The organism is Agromyces sp. NSFZ (genome assembly GCF_056156205.1).
Window position 1 is genome coordinate 2562746 of the sequence record NZ_CM149585.1, and the last position, 15892, is coordinate 2578637.

Consider the following 15892-nt stretch of genomic DNA (forward strand, 5'->3'; position numbering starts at 1 on the left):
CATGTCCTCCTGCTCGGCCTGCGCTGCTGCTCCGTCGCGTCCAACCTACCCGCGAACGCCCGAGCTTCGCCGTTGCGTCACGCCGCTTCCGACCGATCCGCGCTACGGTCGGAACGTGACGACCCACCAAGTGCTGGCCGGCCGCATCCCGGTGACCCGGGTCACCCCCGCCCTCCCCGATTCGCGGTGGAGACCGAAGGCGTTCGAGGGCGAGGTCGTGCCGTTCCGCGCGACGGTCTTCCGCGAGGGGCACGACATGGTGGGCGCCATGCTCGTGCTCACGAGCCCGTCTGGCAGCACCCGGAGCGAACGGATGTCTCCGCTGGCGCCGGGCACCGACCGCTGGGAGTCGAAGGCGCAACTCGACGAGCGCGGCATCTGGCACTGGCATGTCACGGGCTTCGACGACGAGGTGGCCACGTGGCGGCACGATGCCTCGCTCAAGGTGGACGCCGGCATCGACGTCGAGCTGATGTTCGAGATCGGAGCACGCCTCCTCGACCGGGCCGCCGTCGACGCAGGGCGGCCCGGCGCGGTGCGGAATCAGCTGACGACCCTCGCCGCCGCACTGCGCGATCCCCGGACCTCCGTCGCCGACCGTCGCGCGCTGATCGACGACCCGCTGCTCGCCGAGTTCGGCCCGCGCCCCCTCACACGTCTCGCGAGCGACTCCCCCGAGCACGAGATCCTCGTCGAGCGGCGCCGAGCGGGCGTCGGCTCCTGGTACGAGTTCTTCCCCCGATCCGAGGGTGCGCGACGCTTCAAGGATGGTCGCTGGCGCAGCGGCTCGTTCCGCACGGCGACCAGGCGCCTCGACGGCGTCGCCGCCATGGGGTTCGACGTCGTGTACCTCCCACCCATCCACCCGATCGGCGTGACGAATCGCAAGGGCCGCAACAACACGCTCGACCCGGGGCCCGACGACCCGGGGTCGCCGTGGGCGATCGGCGGGCCGATGAAGGACGGCACGCCGGGCGGCCACGATGCGGTGCATCCCGACCTCGGCTCCCTCGCCGACTTCCGCGCTTTCGTGCGCCGGGCCGAAGCGCTCGGCATCGAGATCGCGCTCGACCTCGCGCTGCAGGCCTCCCCCGATCACCCGTGGGTGACGGAGCATCCGGAATGGTTCACGCAACTGCCCGACGGCACGATCCGCTACGCCGAGAACCCGCCGAAGAAGTACCAGGACATCTACCCGATCAACTTCGACGACGACTTCGACGGCCTCGTCGTCGAGGTCACGCGCGTCGTGCGGCACTGGATGAAGCAGGGCGTGCGCATCTTCCGGGTCGACAACCCGCACACCAAGCCGCTCGCGTTCTGGGAGCGGCTCATCGGCGACCTCAACGCCACGGACCCCGACGTCGTGTTCCTCGCCGAGGCGTTCACGCGGCCCGCGATGATGCAGGCGCTCGCGATGGTGGGCTTCCAGCAGTCGTACTCGTACTTCACGTGGCGGAACACCAAGGCGGAGCTCGAGGAGTTCCTCACGAGCGTCTCGCAGGAGACCGCCGACTTCATGCGGCCGAACCTGTTCGTGAACACGCCCGACATCCTCACCGAGTACCTGCAGTTCGGCGGCCCGGCCGCCTTCACCGTGCGCGCGACGATCGCCGCGACCGCCGCGCCGACGTGGGGCGTCTACTCGGGCTTCGAGCTCTTCGAGTCCGTGGCCCGGCCGGGCGCCGAGGAGGCCATCGACAACGAGAAGTACGAGTACAAGCCGCGCGACTTCGCCGGCGCCGAGCGCGAGGGCCGTTCGCTCGCCCTCTACCTCGGGATCCTCAACCGCATCCGCGCCGAGCACCCGGCGCTCGCGCAGTTGCGGAACTTCCGCGCCCACTCCAGCGAGGACGAATCGGTGCTCGTCTACTCCAAGCACCTCGAGGGGCGCTTCACGCCGAGCGGCGTCGACGACACGATCATCGTGGTCGCCAACGTCGACCCCCACTCCGTCAGGGAGACGACCGTGCACCTCGACCTCGCCGCCATCGGGCTCGAGCCGGGGGCGCCGTTCCTGGTCGCCGACCTCGTCACCGGCGACCGCTGGACGTGGAGCGACAGCAACTACGTGAGGCTCGATGCGTTCACCCAGCCCGCCCACATCCTGCACGTCGTGCGGGACGCGGATGCCGCGGGCGACACGAGCGGCACGGGCGGCACCGGTCGCACCGGCGGAGGCGCCGATGCCTGACCGGATGCCGCACACGGGCCCCGCGGTCACCGACGACGTGCTCGCCGCCGTCGGCGAGGGCCGCCACTCCGACCCGCACTCGGTGCTCGGCCAGCACGGGTTCGAGCTCGCGGGAACGCCGGGCGTGCACACCGTCATCCGCAGCCGCCGTCCGCTCGCCGATACCGTCGAGGCGATCCTCGACGACGGGCGGGTCGTTCCCCTCGAGCATCTCGCACACGGCATCTGGGCGGGTGCCGGCGAGTTCGGCCCGACCGGCTACCGGGTGCGGGCCCGGTACGGCGACGACGAGTGGACGAGCGACGACCCCTACCGGTTCGCGCCCACTATCGGCGATCTCGACCTGCACCTCATCGGCGAGGGACGGCACGAGGAGCTGTGGCGCGTCCTCGGCGCGCACCACCGCGAGCGCTGGGGCGCGGGCAGCGGCGTCCGCGGCACGGGGTTCACCGTCTGGGCGCCGCACGCGCGCGCCGCACGCGTCGTCGGCGAGTTCAACCGGTGGGACGGGTCCGCGCACGCCATGCGCAGCATGGGCGGCACGGGCGTCTGGGAGCTGTTCGTGCCCGACCTGCCGGCAGGCGCGATCTACAAGTTCGAGTTCCTCACGGCGTCGGGCGATTGGGTGATGAAGGCCGACCCCATGGCCCGGCAGGCCGAGATCGCGCCGGCGACCGCGTCGGTCGTGAGCACGAGCACGCACATCTGGGGCGACGACGAATGGATGTCCCGACGCGCGCATTCCAACCCGCACGAACTGCCGATGAGCGTCTACGAGCTCCACCTCGGTTCGTGGCGGCCCGGCAAGGGCTACCGGGCGATCGCCGACGAGCTCATCGAGTACCTCGACTGGCTCGGCTACACGCACGTGGAGTTCATGCCGCTGGCGGAGCATCCGTTCGGCGGTTCGTGGGGATACCAGGTGACCGGCTACTTCGCCGTGACGAGCCGGTTCGGCACCCCCGACGACCTCAAGTACCTCATCGATCGGCTGCACCGGGCCGGTATCGGCGTGATCATGGACTGGGTGCCCGGGCACTTCCCGAAGGACGACTGGGCGCTCGCGCGCTTCGACGGCGAACCGCTGTACGAGCATCCCGACCCGCGGCGCGGCGAGCAGAAGGACTGGGGCACGCTCGTCTTCGACTACGGCAACCCGAGGGTGCGCAACTTCCTCGTCGCCAACGCGCTGTTCTGGCTCGAGGAGATGCACGTCGACGGGCTGCGCGTCGACGCCGTCGCCTCGATGCTCTACCTCGACTACTCGCGGGAACCAGGCGAATGGCTGCCGAACGTGCACGGAGGCCGGGAGCACCTCGAGGCCATCGGCTTCCTGCAGGAGGCGACCGCGACGGCCTACAAGCGCAACCCGGGCATCGTCATGATCGCCGAGGAGTCGACGAGCTGGCCAGGGGTGACCGCGCCCACGAACTCGGGCGGCCTCGGATTCGGCTTCAAGTGGAACATGGGATGGATGCACGACACCCTGCAGTACATCCAGAAGGACCCGATGTACCGCGCGCACCACCACCACGACCTCACGTTCTCGTTCCTGTACGCGTTCAGCGAGCACTTCCTGCTGCCCATCAGCCACGACGAGGTCGTGCACGGCAAGGGCTCGCTCGTGCGCAAGATGCCGGGCGACCACTGGCAGCAGCTCGCGAACGTGCGCGCCTACCTCGCGTTCATGTGGGCGCATCCCGGCAAGCAGCTGCTCTTCATGGGCCAGGAGTTCGGGCAGCTCTCGGAATGGAGCGAGGAGCGCGGCCTCGACTGGTGGATCCTCGACCAGCCCAGCCATCGGCAGCTCGCCGAGTTCGTCGGCGCGCTGAACCGCACCTACCGGTCGGCGGCCGCGCTCTGGCAACTCGACGACGACGCGGCGGGCTTCGAGTGGGTCGAGGGCGGCGCCGCGGCCGAGAACGTGATCGCGTTCCTGCGCTACGACCGCGACCGCCGGCCGCTGCTCTGCGTGGTGAACTTCGCGGGCCGCCCGCACGACGGCTTCCGGCTCGGGCTGCCGGCTCCGGGCCGCTGGCGCGAGGTGCTGAACTCGGATGCCGCGGAGTTCGGCGGCTCCGGCGTGGGCAACCTCGGCGGCGTCGAGGCGACGGACACCCCGTGGGCGGGCCGGCCTGCATCGGGTGTGTTCACGCTGCCCCCGCTCGGCGCGGTGTGGTTCACGCCCGAAGCGACCGCTCCCTGAGCTCGTCGAAGGGAGCCGCTTACCGGCACGTGTTCCCCTCGACGGGCTCAGGGAACTCGAGCGCGTCGGTGCCGGTCTAGAAGAGCAGGTTCGTGAGGCGCCGCCGAGCCGCGATCACGCGCGGATCCTCAGTGCCGGCGACCTCGAAGAGCTCCACGAGCCGCTCGCGCACGAGCTTCTTGCCGTCGGCGTCGAGCTTCGGGAACAGCGTGAGGAGCCGGTCGAACGCGTCCTCCACGTGGCCGCCCGACAGGTCGAGGTCGGCGACGTCGAGCTGGGCGTCGAGGTCGTCGGGGGCGGATGCCGCGGCATTGCGGATCTGGTCGAGCGACTTGCCCTGCAGGCGGCCGAGCAGGTTGACCTGGGCGAGGCCGGCGACGGCGAGCGCGTCACGCGGATCCTGGGCCATGGCGGTGCGGTAGGCGGATGCCGCAGCGTCGTAGTCGCCCCGCCCGATCGCGTCGTACGCCTCCTGGTGCAGCGGCGGCAGGGGCGGTTCGGAGGCCTCGGGTGCGGCGCCGTCACCGTTCCCTTCGGCGCCGCTCACGTCGACGCGCCCGGAGACGCCGTTCTGGGCGGCCAGCTCGAGGAGCTGGTCGAACACCTGCCCGATCACGTCGTCGGGCTGGACGCCGGCGAAGAGCGGCACGGGCTGACCGGCGACGACGGCGACCACGGTGGGGATGCCCTGCGCCTGGAAGGCCTGCACGAGTTGCGGGCTTCGGTCGGCGTCGGCCGCGGCCAGCACGAGTCGCCCCTCACGCGCCCGCACGAGACGTTCGAGGGTGGCCACGAGCTGCGTCGACTGTTCGTTCCACGATGCCCAGAGCACGACGACGACCGGGACGGTGCGCGAGAGCTCGAGCGCGGAGCCGAACGAGGCGTCATCCGTCTCGAAGACCAGGGGGTCGGCGTTCGCCGCATGCCTGGGCTGGGCGCCCTGATGCGGCGAGCCCTGCGAACGCTGCACCAGCGCGGACAGGTCGACGGCTCCGCGAAGGCCGCTCGGCGGTGTGGGGTCGGTCACGGTACCTCCGATGCTCCGATCAGGCTCTCGGACCAGCCGAGGAGCCGGATCTGCTCATCCGAGCCGACGCTCGGGACGTAGAACAGCAACTGCACGCCGATGACGCGCTGCACGCCCTTGGCGCTCTTCTCGGTGAAGCCCGAGAGGGCCGCGCCAGGGGCGCCGGCCTCGAAGCCGATCGTACCGCCGTTCGTGGGCGTCACCTGCTCGGTCTGCTCGATCGAGACGCTCACGAGGGCGCCGGAGTCGTTCGTCGCCATCGCGATGGTGGGGCTGTCGCCCACGACGTTGGAGAACGCGATCGCGGCCTCCTTGCCCGCCAGGGAGTCACGCGTCGCCTGCTGTCCGGTGACGCCGAGCTGCTCGCGCAGCACGTCGCCCTCGGCGTCGAACAGCTCGTAGAACTCCGAGGCGTCGCCCTTCAGCAGGAGGTCGGCGTACGCACCGGCGACCTGACCGGGCGGGAGCACGAGTCCCTTGAACTCGGGCGAGATGAGCGGGGCGCCGATGGAGGCCGGCGCGACCTCGGGAACGTCGGCATCCGGCGCAAGGGACATCGCGTAGACGATCTTGTAGTTGTCGCGCGGCGTCGCCTGCTGGAGCACGAGGGCGGTCGGCGCGATGGTCGGGTCGGAGTTCTGCGCGATGGTGAGCACGGTCCGCCCGGTGGCCGGCCAGCCGGCCACCTGCTGTGGCAGCGTGAGCGTCAACGGCGATGCCGGCACCGCGACCGGGGCCGGGTGATCGGGCAGGCTGCCGCGGATCGTGTAGTTCGCCAACCGGGCCTCGAGCGCAGGCCCGGTGAAGCGCTCGGAGACCGTGGTCGCATCACGGGCGTCGTCGGCCTCCTTGGCGAAGACGGCGACACGGCGCATGATGCGCTCCATCTGCGGCACCGTGACCGCGGGCTCCATCTCCTCTTCGTCCTCTTGGACGGGGGTGTCGGTCGCCGCCGTCGCCGGTGGCGTGGACGGGCTCGCCGGAGCGGTGGACGAGGTCGCCTGGTCGAAGCTCGGCCAGTAGTCGGAGGAGCACGCGCTCAGGGCCAGGGCGGGCACCGCGATGAGCGGAACGAGCGCGATACGACGGGCGCGGCCGATGGCGCGCCGGTTGCCGCCGGTGAGGCCCTGCCGCGCCGACGGCTTCGGCGCGCTCGGGAGCCGGCCGCGCGGGCCCTTGGGCAGGTTGCGGCGTGGTCCGCGCGAACGGCGGTGGTGCAGGAAGCCGGTGAACAGGAGGACGAGCCCGATCAGGAAGACGAGCGCACCACCGGCGATCAGCGGGCCGGCCAGCGGCGTCGAGTTGTCGAGCGGCCACGAGATCGACAGGTCGGTCGGCGCCGGGGCGGTGCCGTCGCTCGCCAGCAGCACGGCGATGTCGTCGGGCACGTCGATCGTCGTCGTCAACGATCGCTCCTCGGTGAACTCGTCGAGCCAGAGGTCGGAGCCGGCCGGCGACGCCGCCGGGTCGGCCACCTGGGCCGCCGGGTCGCCCTCTGCGGGAGTGGGGGCCGGGGTGGCCGCGGGCGTCTCCGTTCCGGCGGGGGCGTCTCCGGCGGTGCCGCCGGCGACGAGTTCGCTCGTGAACTCCTCGGCCTCGGCGTCGTAGTGCACGGCAACATACGGCTCCTCGCCGAGCCACGACGTGACGTCGGAGGTGCGGCCGTACGCGAGGAAGACGGTGTCGGAACCAGACACGGTCAGGGTCTGCTTACCGGGGTGCGCGCCGAGCGCGTCGGGTTCGACGACCACGTAGGCCGCCTCCTCCTCGAGCCGGCTGGTGAGCGTCACCCGATCGGGATCGAGGTAGACAGTGCGCTGGGCGATCCCGAACCCGATCATCACGGCCGCGGCCACGAAAGCCACGATGGCGAGAGCGAAGCGCACGAACAAACCTCCGTTGCCGCCTCGGGCGGCTTCGAACAGGGACATTCCACACTACCGGCGGTGTCTGGGAGTCTCCTAACCACAGCCTGTGGGCAGCGTGCACGCGCGACCCCTCGTGCCCGTACAATCGACACATCCCGCATGAGCCCCCACGAACGCGGGACAGAGCCCGGAGGAAGAATGGCCGTCGAAGAGACCGAGTTCACGCAGGTGTTCCGCGGATACGACAAGGACGAAGTCGATAAGAGCCTCAACGGGCTCCGACGCGACATCATCAACGCGAACAACCAACTCGCCGAGCAGGCCAAGGAGAACAAACGCCTCCTTGCGCGCATCGATGAACTCACCGCCGAGCTCGAGGAGGTCGGCAGCCCCACCTTCTCCGGCCTCGGCACCAAGCTCGAGAACACGCTCCGCGTCGCCGAGGAGCAGTCCACGCGCCTCATCGCACAGGCCGACATCGACGCCGAGAAGCTCCGCCGTGCCGCCGAAGACGAGGCGCACCTCATGCGCTCCGACGCGCACGAGCTCGCCGAGCGCACCCTCAGCGAGGCCCGCGCCCAGGCCAACCGCGTGCTCGAGAACGCCCGCGCCGAGGCCGACGACATGGTCGCCCGGGCCCACGAGTCCAGCGAGCAGCTCCGCCAGGAGGCGGCCCGCGACGCGGCCGCCATCCGCGGCGCGGTGGCCACCGAGTCCGCCGAGCTCCGCTCGAGCGCCAAGCGCGAGGCGGCCGCAACGGTGGCCGCGGCCGAACGCAAGGCGTCCGAGATCCTCGTCGCGGCCAACACCGAGGCCACCGAGGCCCGGGCCACTGCGGCGGGTCTCGCACAGGAGACCGAGCAGACGCGCGCCGAGGTCGCCATCGAGCTCGACCGCGCGCGTGCAGAACTCGCCAAGGAGACCGAACAGGCCCGCATCGACCTCGCTCGCGAGACCAAGCAGTCGCGCCTCGACCTCGAGCGCGAGACGGCCGAGGCTCGTGCCGCCATCGAGGCCGAGATCGCTGAACGCCGTGCCGCCCTGGTGCACGAGCTCGAGCAGGCACGCACCGACCTCGACCACGAGCTCGAGGCCAGCCGCGCCGAACTCCTCCAGCAGAAGGAGCAGGCGAAGGTCGACCGCGAGCGCGAGGCCGAGGCCGCACGCCTCAAGCTGCAGCACGAGCTCGAGCGCATCCGTGCCAAGCACGCCGCCGACCTCGACCAGATGCGCGCCGACCTCGCGCTCGAGCAGGAGCAGGCGCGCGCCGACTTCGAGGCCGAGGCCGAGCAGGCCCGCATCGATCTCGACAATCAGCTGACGTCGATGCGCAAGAAGACGACGCACGAGGTCAACCGCATGCGTCGTGAGATCGAGAAGGCCCACCTCGACCTGGAGGCCGAGCTCACTCGCAAGCGCGACGAGTCCGAGCAGGAGCTGCTCACCGCCCACCAGGAGGCTGCGGCGCAGACGCAGAAGTTCCTCGACGACGCGAACGCCGAGCTCGCCGAGGCGGTCGCACGCACGGCCGAGAGCCGCGCCGAGGCCGAGCGTCTCGAGACCAAGGTGCGCAGCGAGATCGCGGAGGTCCGCGACCGGGCCGACGAGGAGGCGCGCGAGCGCATCTCGGCCGCGCACGACCAGGCGCGCAAGCTCATCGCCGACGCCGAGGAGCGCACCCGCGCCCTCGTCGCCGATGCGGAGGACCGCCTGTCGCAGATCAAGATCGAGCGCGACGCGGTCGCGGGCTACTTCGAGAGCCTGCGCGGGGTGTTGACGGCCGCCGAGCAGGTGGCTGCGCAGACGTCGCGCTGACCGGCGGGCGCGCCGGCCGATGAAGATCCAGAACGCGTTCCGAGTCGGACTCGTCGGAACGCTGGGGGTCGGCCTCGGCCTGCTCATCCTCGCGTCGATCGCGACCCTGTCGACGATCATCGCGTACATCGGTGCGGCACTCTTCCTGGCCCTCGGCCTCGATCCGGCGATCAGCTGGCTCGAGCGCCGAGGGCTTCCGCGTTGGGCGGCGATCATCATCGTGATGACGGGGGTCGGCCTCATCATCGCCGCCCTGGTCCTCGCGGTGGTGCCGATCATCGTCGACCAGGTGAGCCAGCTCGTCGAGGAGATCCCGGCGATCATCGAGCGCGTGAGCAGCTTCGACTGGGTCGAGTCCCTCGAGGAGCAGTTCCCGCAGCTCGCGATCAGCGACCTGCAGGAGCAGGTCACCGCCGCGATCACCGACTTCTTCACGAACCCCGAGAAACTGAGCGAGCTCGCCGGAGGCGTGCTGCAGGTCACGATCGCCATCGGCACGGGCATCTTCGCGATCGTGATCGTGCTCATCCTGACGCTCTACTTCGCCGCGTCCCTGAACAGCATGAAGCGAGCCACCTACCAGCTGGTGCCGGCGTCGAAGCGCGACAGGTTCGCCGACCTCACCGAGCAGATCACGCAATCGGTGGGCCGCTACGTGCTCGGCCAGGTCTCGCTCGCCGCGGTGAACGGCATCCTGAGCTTCGTCTTCCTCTCGATCATCAAGGCGCCGTTCCCGGCCGTCCTGGCGCTCCTCGCGTTCCTGTTCTCGCTCGTGCCGCTCGTCGGCACGCTGTCGGGCTCGATCCTCATCGTGCTGGTGTGCCTCATCCCGGGCCTCGGGTCACCGCTCACCGCACTGGTGGCCGCCATCTACTACCTCATCTACATGCAGATCGAGGCCTACGTGCTGAGCCCTCGCATCATGACGCGGGCCGTCAAGGTGCCGGGCGCCCTCGTCGTGATCGCCGCCCTCGCCGGCGGATCGCTCCTCGGCATCCTCGGTGCGCTCATCGCGATCCCGTTCGCGGCATCCGTGCTGCTCATCATCAAGCAGGTCGTGATCCCGCGACAGAACGAGCGCTGAGGCAGGAGGCCGGTCGCCTGGCGTCAGCCGGCGACGGATGCCGCGGGCCAGGTGGTCGGCAACGGGAGCGCCGACGGATTCACGGCCGCCACGATCTCCTCGAGCACCCGGCGGGTCTGCGCTTCGCCGACCCAGAGGTGCTTGCCGCCCGACACGTCGATGCGGCGCAGGCGCGGCAGGACCGCGAAGCGCTCGGCGGCGGCGGCGGGCTTCAGGAAGTCGTCGTGCTCGGGGATCAGGGCGATGATGGGCGCTGAGGACGCGTTCCAGCGGCGCAGCTCCTCCTCGCTCGTGCGATGCAACGGCGGCGACAGCAGCACTGCCCCGGCGATGCCGTGCTCGAGTCCGTACTTCAACGCGAGCTCGGTGCCGAACGACCAGCCGACCAGCCACGGGTTCGGCAGTCCGCGTTCGGCGACGAACTGCATGGCGGCCGCGACATCCGCCCGCTCCTCGACGCCTTCGCCGAACGAGCCCTCGCTGGTGCCGCGCGGCGATGATGTGCCGCGGGTGTTGAATCGCAGCACGGCGAGATCCGCGAGCGCGGGCAGCCGGGCGGCGGCCTTGCGCAGCACGTGCGAGTCCATGAACCCACCGGCCGTCGGGAGCGGATGCAGGGTCACGAGCGTGGCGACCGGCGGTCGATCGACCGGGGTCGCGAGCTCCCCGACGAGGGTGAGCCCATCGGAGGTGTGCAGCTCGATCTCCTCGCGGACGGCCGGCAGTTCGATGCCGGCCCTGATCTCGACCTGGTCGGCCTGGTTCTCGTGGTTCACGGGGTGACGATCCTCCAGCAGTGGGTGTGCCAATGGCGACGTGCCGCGAGATCGGCGGCGTCGCCGAGCACGCCGTCGGCTCGCCACACCACGAGGTGGGCGACGCCCGATGCGACGTCGAGCCCGCAGCCGGGGCACAGGTAGTCCTTGACAGCCTGCTGCTCGGAGACCGGTTGGACGTTCCACTCGCGACCGCCACGCACCTCGGTGCGTCGCCAGCCGGCCGTCATGCGCTCGACGTCGAGCTCCGGGTGCGGCTCACGGGCACGCGCCGCGCGTCCTCGTGACCGGTTCGAGCGCGCCATGGTCCCAGTCTAGGGTCGCGGCCCGCCAGGCTCGGCTCAGTACCAGCCGACGTCCTGCGAATGCGCCCAGGCGCCGCAGGGCGTGCCGTAGCGGCCTTGGATGTAGCCGAGGCCCCATTCGATCTGGGTCGCCGCGTTGGTCTCCCAGTCGGCCCCTGCGGTCGCCATCTTCGAACCGGGGAGCGCCTGTGGAATGCCGTAGGCGCCGCTCGACGCGTTGTAGGCGTTCACCCGCCACCCGGACTCCTTGTTCCAGAGCGCGACGAGGCAGTCGAACTCGGTGGACGCCCAACCGCGGGCGGCCACCGCACCGGCCGCGTACGCCTGCGCCGAGCCGGGATCGGGGGTGATGGCGGGCGGTGCCCACCCGCTGGCCGACGAGGTCGAAGCGGGCGCGAGCTTGACTTCGGGCTTCTTCTCGACCACGTACCCCTCACGGGACACGCCGATGGAGTACTCGCCGTCGACGGCGTAGGCCTGCACCTCCTCGCCACCGAACCGGTCGCCGCCGGGAGCGAAGTCGGCCGAGGCCGTCGCCCCGGAGTACGGGTCGACGACGTTGACGAGGAGGAAGCTCACCGAGGCGGCGAAGGCGAAGACGACGATGGCCGCCTGCTTGACCGGACCCCGGGTCGAGGAGTTCGTGGGATGCGAACGCACCGCGCCCGACGCGCCGCTCGATCCCATGTGCCTGCCCACGATTCGTCGAGTGTATCGGAGCCGCCGCGAGCTCGTCGAACGTCGGCTCGACCGTGTGGAACCGCTCACCGGACCGCCAGCATGACATCGACCACGGCATCGAGCACGAGGTCGACCTGCGACTCGCGGTAGCCGCCCCGCTGGGTCGTGAACACGACCGTGCGCACGTCGTCGATCGAGATGGGCCATCCGTCGCGGAAGTAGCGCGTGAGCTTGTCGGCGAAGCGGTCGACGTCCCGTACGCGGTAGCCGAGGGCGAGCGGGCTCACCCGGTCGAAGCGCTCGCCCTCGGGCCGGGCGAGTCGGTTGGTGATGACCTGTGCGGTGGTGCGCGCCTCGCTGAGCCAGGCCTCCGTGCCGTGCAGCCGGGCGGCGACCTGTCGCTCCTCGGCGGCGAATGCGTCTTCGAGCCGCTCGAGGGCGGCGTCCACGTGCGCGGTCGAGTAGCCGCCCTTCTGCATGGCGAACGCGGTGAGCCGGATGCGTTCCGACGACAGCGGGGGGTCGCCGGGCCGGGCGGATCCGTCGTAGGCGCGTCGGGCCACCTGCAGGAACTCCTCGACCTGATCGATGTTGTAGCCCAGGTGGGGCTTTCGCGCGCGGGGGAACGTGGAGCTCACCGCACCATTATCCCGGACACTCAACCGAAGACCCGGAACGCCACGAATGCCACGGCCGCCGACGGGAGGATCGAGTCGAGCCGATCGAGGAACCCGCCATGACCCGGGAGCCACGAGCTCATGTCCTTGATGCCGATGTCGCGTTTCACGAGCGACTCGGCGAGGTCGCCGAGGGTCGCGGTGAGGAAGATCGCCGCGCCGAAGATGAGGCCGAACCACCACGTGTTGCCGAGCATCAGCGTCGAGAGCAGCACACCGGCGATGAGGCTCGCGAGGGCTCCTCCGGCGAACCCCTCCCACGTCTTCTTCGGGCTGATCACGGGCGCCATCGGGTGCTTGCCGAACATGAGGCCCGACGCGTAGGCGCCGGTGTCGGCCGCGACCGCGGTGACGATGAAGGCCAGCGTCCACCATTGACCGCCCTCGGCGGCGGTGAGCACGACGGCGAACGTCGCGAGGAACGTGACGTAGCCCTGCACGAACGCCCCGGCGATGAGGTCGCGCAAGAGGCTGGCACGGGACCGGCGAAGGCTCGGCACGAGCTGCTCCCCCAGCCGCCAGAGGCTCACCACGACGATGCCGAGGAGCACCGCGACGAGCTGCCCGCCGGCACTGCCGTAGTACGCCGCAGGTACCGCGGCGACGGCGACCACGACGGTGGGGATCCGCGGTACGCGGTAGTCGTCCTTGCGCAGCGCCTGCGCGAGTTCGTAGCTGGCGAATCCCGCGAGCAGCACGGCGAAGAGCATGAACAGTTCTTTGATGACGAGCAGGCTCAGCAGCAGGGCGCCGCCGAAGACCAGGCCGATGACGATCGCGAGGATCAGGTTGCGGCCCGTGCGGGCCTGGATCTTCTCCTGCGCCTGGTCGAACTGGGCTTTGGAGGCCTCGAACTGGCGCTCGAGGTCGGCCTTGCGGGCATGCACCTGCGCCCGGAAGTCGTCGCGCGCGGTTCGGTCATGCCCCCCGGCGTCCGACTGCTCCCCCTCTGGGACACCTGACATCCGTCTGCCCCTCAGACCTCGAGGAGTTCGGCTTCCTTGCGCTTGAGCGCATCGTCGATCGCGTCGACGTTGGTCTTGGTGATGTGCTCGAGCTCCTTCTCACCGCGCGCCACCTCGTCGTCGCCGACCTCTCCCTTGAGCGAGTCGAGGTCGTCCTTCGCCTTGCGGCGGATGTTGCGAACCGAGACCTTGGCGTCCTCGGCCTTGGACCGCACGAGCTTCACGTACTCCTTGCGGCGTTCCTCGGTGAGCTCGGGCAGCGTCACCCGGATGATGTTGCCGTCGTTCGACGGGTTCGCGCCGAGGTTCGGAGTGTCGCGGATCGCCTGCTCGATGTCGCGCAGGGCGCCCTTGTCGTAGGGGGTCACCACGAGCGTGCGGGCCTCGGGGTTCTGCAGCGAGGCGAGCTGCGACAGCGGCGTGGGCGTGCCGTAGTAGCTCACCATGATCTTCTGGAACATCTGGGGGTTCGCCCGGCCCGTGCGCACGGTGGCGAAGTCGTCTTTCGCGACTTCGACGGCCTTGTGCATGCGTGCGGTGGCATCGGAAAGTACATCCGCGATCACGGGAGCTCCTTTTCGGTTCGCTACTCGGGACAGTCTATCGAGTGGGGCGCAGCACCTATCGGGTCGACACCGGCACGCCGTTGCTGACGATGGTGCCGAGGTCGGCGCCGAGGATGGCGGCGGTCACGTTGCCGCTCGGCTCCATGCCGAACACCTGCATGGGCATGCCGTTGTCCATGCAGAGGCTGAACGCGGTGGAGTCGACCACCTTCAGGCCGCGCTGCAGGGCCTCCTGGTAGCTGATCCGGTCGATCTTGTGCGCATCGGGGTTCGTTCGGGGGTCGTCGGAGTACACGCCGTCGACGCCGTTCTTCGCGACGAGCACGACGTCGGCGCCGATCTCGAGGGCACGCTGGGCCGCCACCGTGTCGGTGGAGAAGTAGGGCAGGCCGGCACCGGCGCCGAAGATCACTACGCGCCCCTTCTCGAGGTGCCGCTCGGCACGGCGAGGGATGTACGGCTCGGCGACCTGCGTCATCGAGATCGCGGACTGCACGCGCGTCTCGGCGCCCGCCTGCTCGAGGAAGTCCTGCAGCGCGAGCGAGTTCATCACCGTGCCGAGCATGCCCATGTAGTCGGCTCGCCCGCGGTCCATGCCGCGCTGCGAGAGCTCTGCACCGCGGAAGAAGTTCCCGCCGCCGACGACGATCGCGACCTCGACGGTGCGTGCGGCGTCGGCGATCTCCTTGGCCAGCGCGGCCACGACATCGGGATTGACGCCGAGCGCCCCACCGCCGAACGCCTCCCCCGACAGCTTCAGCATGACCCTTCGCCTGCGTTCCGTCATCCTCGCCCGTCCCTCCGTGCCCGTGTCAAAACTACTGGTTGCGCTCCGCGCATGGAAAAGGGAGTCCGGGTCGCATGTGCGAACCGGACTCCCTCACATCGACCTAGGCGCCGACCTTGAAGCGAGCGAAGTCGCTCACCGTGAGGCCTGCGTCCTCGACGACCTTGCGGACCGAGAGCTTGTTGTCCTTGGCATAGTCCTGCTCGAGGAGCGCGACCTGCTTGAAGTAGGCACCGAGGCGACCCTCGATGATCTTCGGAAGGGCGGCCTCGGGCTTGCCCTCCTCGCGCGAGATCTGCTCGACGATCGCGCGCTCCTTCTCGACCGCCTCGGCCGGGACGTCCTCGCGGGTGAGGAACTCGGGGTCGGCGAACGAGATGTGCTGCGCGATGCTGCGAGCCGTGTCGGCGTCGTCGCCCGAGTAGCCGAGCACGACTCCGACCTGCGGGGGCAGGTCCTTCGACGTCTTGTGCAGGTAGATCGCGAAGCGCTCGCCCTTCACCAGGCGGATGCGACGGAGCTCGACCTTCTCGCCGAGGATCGCGGCCTCCTCGCTGATCACGTCGGCGACGGTCTTGCCGTCGGCCGGCGCGGCCAGGGCGGCCTCGACGGTCTCGGCGCGAGCCGCCGCGACGCCGGCGAGCACGCGGTCGGCGAGCGCGACGAACTTGTCGCCCTTGGCGACGAAGTCGGTCTCGCAGGCGAGCTCGATGAGGGTGGCGGTGCCGTCGCCGTTGTCGACGGCGGTGACGAGACCCTCGGCGGTCGAGCGGTCGGCACGCTTCGCGTTGCCCTTCGCGCCCTTCAGGCGGAGGAGCTCGACTGCCTTCTCGAGGTCGCCGTCTGCCTCGACGAGCGCGTTCTTGGTGTCGACCATGCCGGTGCCGAGGCGCTCGCGCAGGGTCTTGACGTCTTCGAGTGTGAAGTTGGCCATGTTGTGG

The 15892-nt window shown here is 70.2% G+C and carries 14 protein-coding genes; 4 read left to right on the forward strand and 10 right to left on the reverse strand.

What is annotated here, in order from left to right:
- The first annotated feature begins 1 nt into the window (after position 1).
- Both ACVFI9_RS12045 and glgB read left to right on the forward strand, forming a co-directional pair.
- The gene (locus ACVFI9_RS12045) at positions 2 to 2194 is read left to right on the forward strand and encodes a maltotransferase domain-containing protein (protein WP_474762460.1); all 2193 of its coding nucleotides are present in this window, start codon (positions 2 to 4) and stop codon (positions 2192 to 2194) included.
- Entirely contained in the window at positions 2187 to 4400 is a 2214-nt protein-coding gene (gene glgB, locus ACVFI9_RS12050; protein WP_474762461.1) for a 1,4-alpha-glucan branching protein GlgB, read from the forward strand. Before ACVFI9_RS12045 ends, glgB begins: the two co-directional genes overlap by 8 nt.
- Positions 4401 to 4476: 76 nt before the next feature.
- On the opposite strand, the gene ACVFI9_RS12055 is transcribed toward glgB, so the two are convergent.
- Positions 4477 to 5427 carry a co-chaperone YbbN gene (locus tag ACVFI9_RS12055; RefSeq protein WP_474762462.1) on the reverse strand — a complete coding sequence of 317 codons (951 nt, stop codon included), beginning with the start codon at positions 5425 to 5427 and terminating at the stop codon, positions 4477 to 4479.
- Positions 5424 to 7313, reverse strand: a complete 1890-nt coding sequence (locus tag ACVFI9_RS12060; RefSeq protein WP_474762463.1) for a DUF8094 domain-containing protein — start codon at positions 7311 to 7313, stop codon at positions 5424 to 5426. Before ACVFI9_RS12060 ends, ACVFI9_RS12055 begins: the two co-directional genes overlap by 4 nt.
- 180 nt (positions 7314 to 7493) lie before the next feature.
- On the opposite strand from ACVFI9_RS12060, the gene ACVFI9_RS12065 reads away from it, so the two are divergent.
- Positions 7494 to 9110, forward strand: coding sequence for a DivIVA domain-containing protein (locus tag ACVFI9_RS12065; protein ID WP_474762464.1), 1617 nt, complete (start codon positions 7494 to 7496; stop codon positions 9108 to 9110).
- Positions 9111 to 9129: 19 nt separating this feature from the next.
- Positions 9130 to 10194, forward strand: a complete 1065-nt coding sequence (locus ACVFI9_RS12070; protein ID WP_474762465.1) for an AI-2E family transporter — start codon at positions 9130 to 9132, stop codon at positions 10192 to 10194.
- A 23-nt stretch (positions 10195 to 10217) separates the two neighbouring features.
- Here ACVFI9_RS12070 and ACVFI9_RS12075 read toward each other — a convergent pair whose 3' ends face one another.
- The 8 genes from ACVFI9_RS12075 to tsf all read right to left on the reverse strand — a co-directional run bounded on the left by ACVFI9_RS12075 (position 10218) and on the right by tsf (position 15885).
- On the reverse strand, positions 10218 to 10970 hold the full coding sequence (locus ACVFI9_RS12075; protein WP_474762466.1) for an alpha/beta hydrolase: 753 nt from the start codon (positions 10968 to 10970) through the stop codon (positions 10218 to 10220).
- Entirely contained in the window at positions 10967 to 11275 is a 309-nt protein-coding gene (locus ACVFI9_RS12080) for a hypothetical protein (protein WP_474762467.1), read from the reverse strand. The genes ACVFI9_RS12075 and ACVFI9_RS12080 overlap by 4 nt, the downstream gene beginning before the upstream one ends.
- A gap of 36 nt (positions 11276 to 11311) precedes the next feature.
- On the reverse strand, positions 11312 to 11974 hold the full coding sequence (locus ACVFI9_RS12085; protein WP_474762468.1) for an aggregation-promoting factor C-terminal-like domain-containing protein: 663 nt from the start codon (positions 11972 to 11974) through the stop codon (positions 11312 to 11314).
- 65 nt (positions 11975 to 12039) lie between these two features.
- Positions 12040 to 12594, reverse strand: coding sequence for a DivIVA domain-containing protein (locus ACVFI9_RS12090; RefSeq protein ID WP_474762469.1), 555 nt, complete (start codon positions 12592 to 12594; stop codon positions 12040 to 12042).
- Positions 12595 to 12614: 20 nt separating this feature from the next.
- Positions 12615 to 13598 (reverse strand): phosphatidate cytidylyltransferase, encoded by a 984-nt coding sequence (locus ACVFI9_RS12095; RefSeq protein ID WP_474762470.1) that lies wholly within the window; start codon positions 13596 to 13598, stop codon positions 12615 to 12617.
- Between the two features lie 11 nt (positions 13599 to 13609).
- Positions 13610 to 14164, reverse strand: a complete 555-nt coding sequence (gene frr / locus ACVFI9_RS12100; RefSeq protein ID WP_474762471.1) for a ribosome recycling factor — start codon at positions 14162 to 14164, stop codon at positions 13610 to 13612.
- A gap of 55 nt (positions 14165 to 14219) precedes the next feature.
- Positions 14220 to 14951, reverse strand: coding sequence for a UMP kinase (gene pyrH, locus ACVFI9_RS12105; RefSeq protein WP_474762472.1), 732 nt, complete (start codon positions 14949 to 14951; stop codon positions 14220 to 14222).
- A gap of 103 nt (positions 14952 to 15054) precedes the next feature.
- A complete protein-coding gene (tsf, locus tag ACVFI9_RS12110; RefSeq protein ID WP_474762473.1) occupies positions 15055 to 15885 on the reverse strand; it encodes a translation elongation factor Ts in 831 nt (276 codons plus the stop codon).
- Between the last annotated feature and the right edge of the window lie 7 nt (positions 15886 to 15892).

What these genes read in the sequence shown, in the direction of transcription:
- ACVFI9_RS12045 (WP_474762460.1), top strand. Translation starts at nt 2, where the DNA reads ATGTCCTCCTGCTCGGCCTGCGCTGCTGCTCCGTCGCGTCCAACCTAC.
- ACVFI9_RS12080 (WP_474762467.1), bottom strand. Translation starts at nt 11,275, where the DNA reads ATGGCGCGCTCGAACCGGTCACGAGGACGCGCGGCGCGTGCCCGTGAG.
- ACVFI9_RS12095 (WP_474762470.1), bottom strand. Translation starts at nt 13,598, where the DNA reads ATGTCAGGTGTCCCAGAGGGGGAGCAGTCGGACGCCGGGGGGCATGAC.
- tsf (WP_474762473.1), bottom strand. Translation starts at nt 15,885, where the DNA reads ATGGCCAACTTCACACTCGAAGACGTCAAGACCCTGCGCGAGCGCCTC.
- glgB (WP_474762461.1), top strand. Translation starts at nt 2,187, where the DNA reads ATGCCTGACCGGATGCCGCACACGGGCCCCGCGGTCACCGACGACGTG.
- ACVFI9_RS12070 (WP_474762465.1), top strand. Translation starts at nt 9,130, where the DNA reads ATGAAGATCCAGAACGCGTTCCGAGTCGGACTCGTCGGAACGCTGGGG.
- ACVFI9_RS12065 (WP_474762464.1), top strand. Translation starts at nt 7,494, where the DNA reads ATGGCCGTCGAAGAGACCGAGTTCACGCAGGTGTTCCGCGGATACGAC.
- pyrH (WP_474762472.1), bottom strand. Translation starts at nt 14,951, where the DNA reads ATGACGGAACGCAGGCGAAGGGTCATGCTGAAGCTGTCGGGGGAGGCG.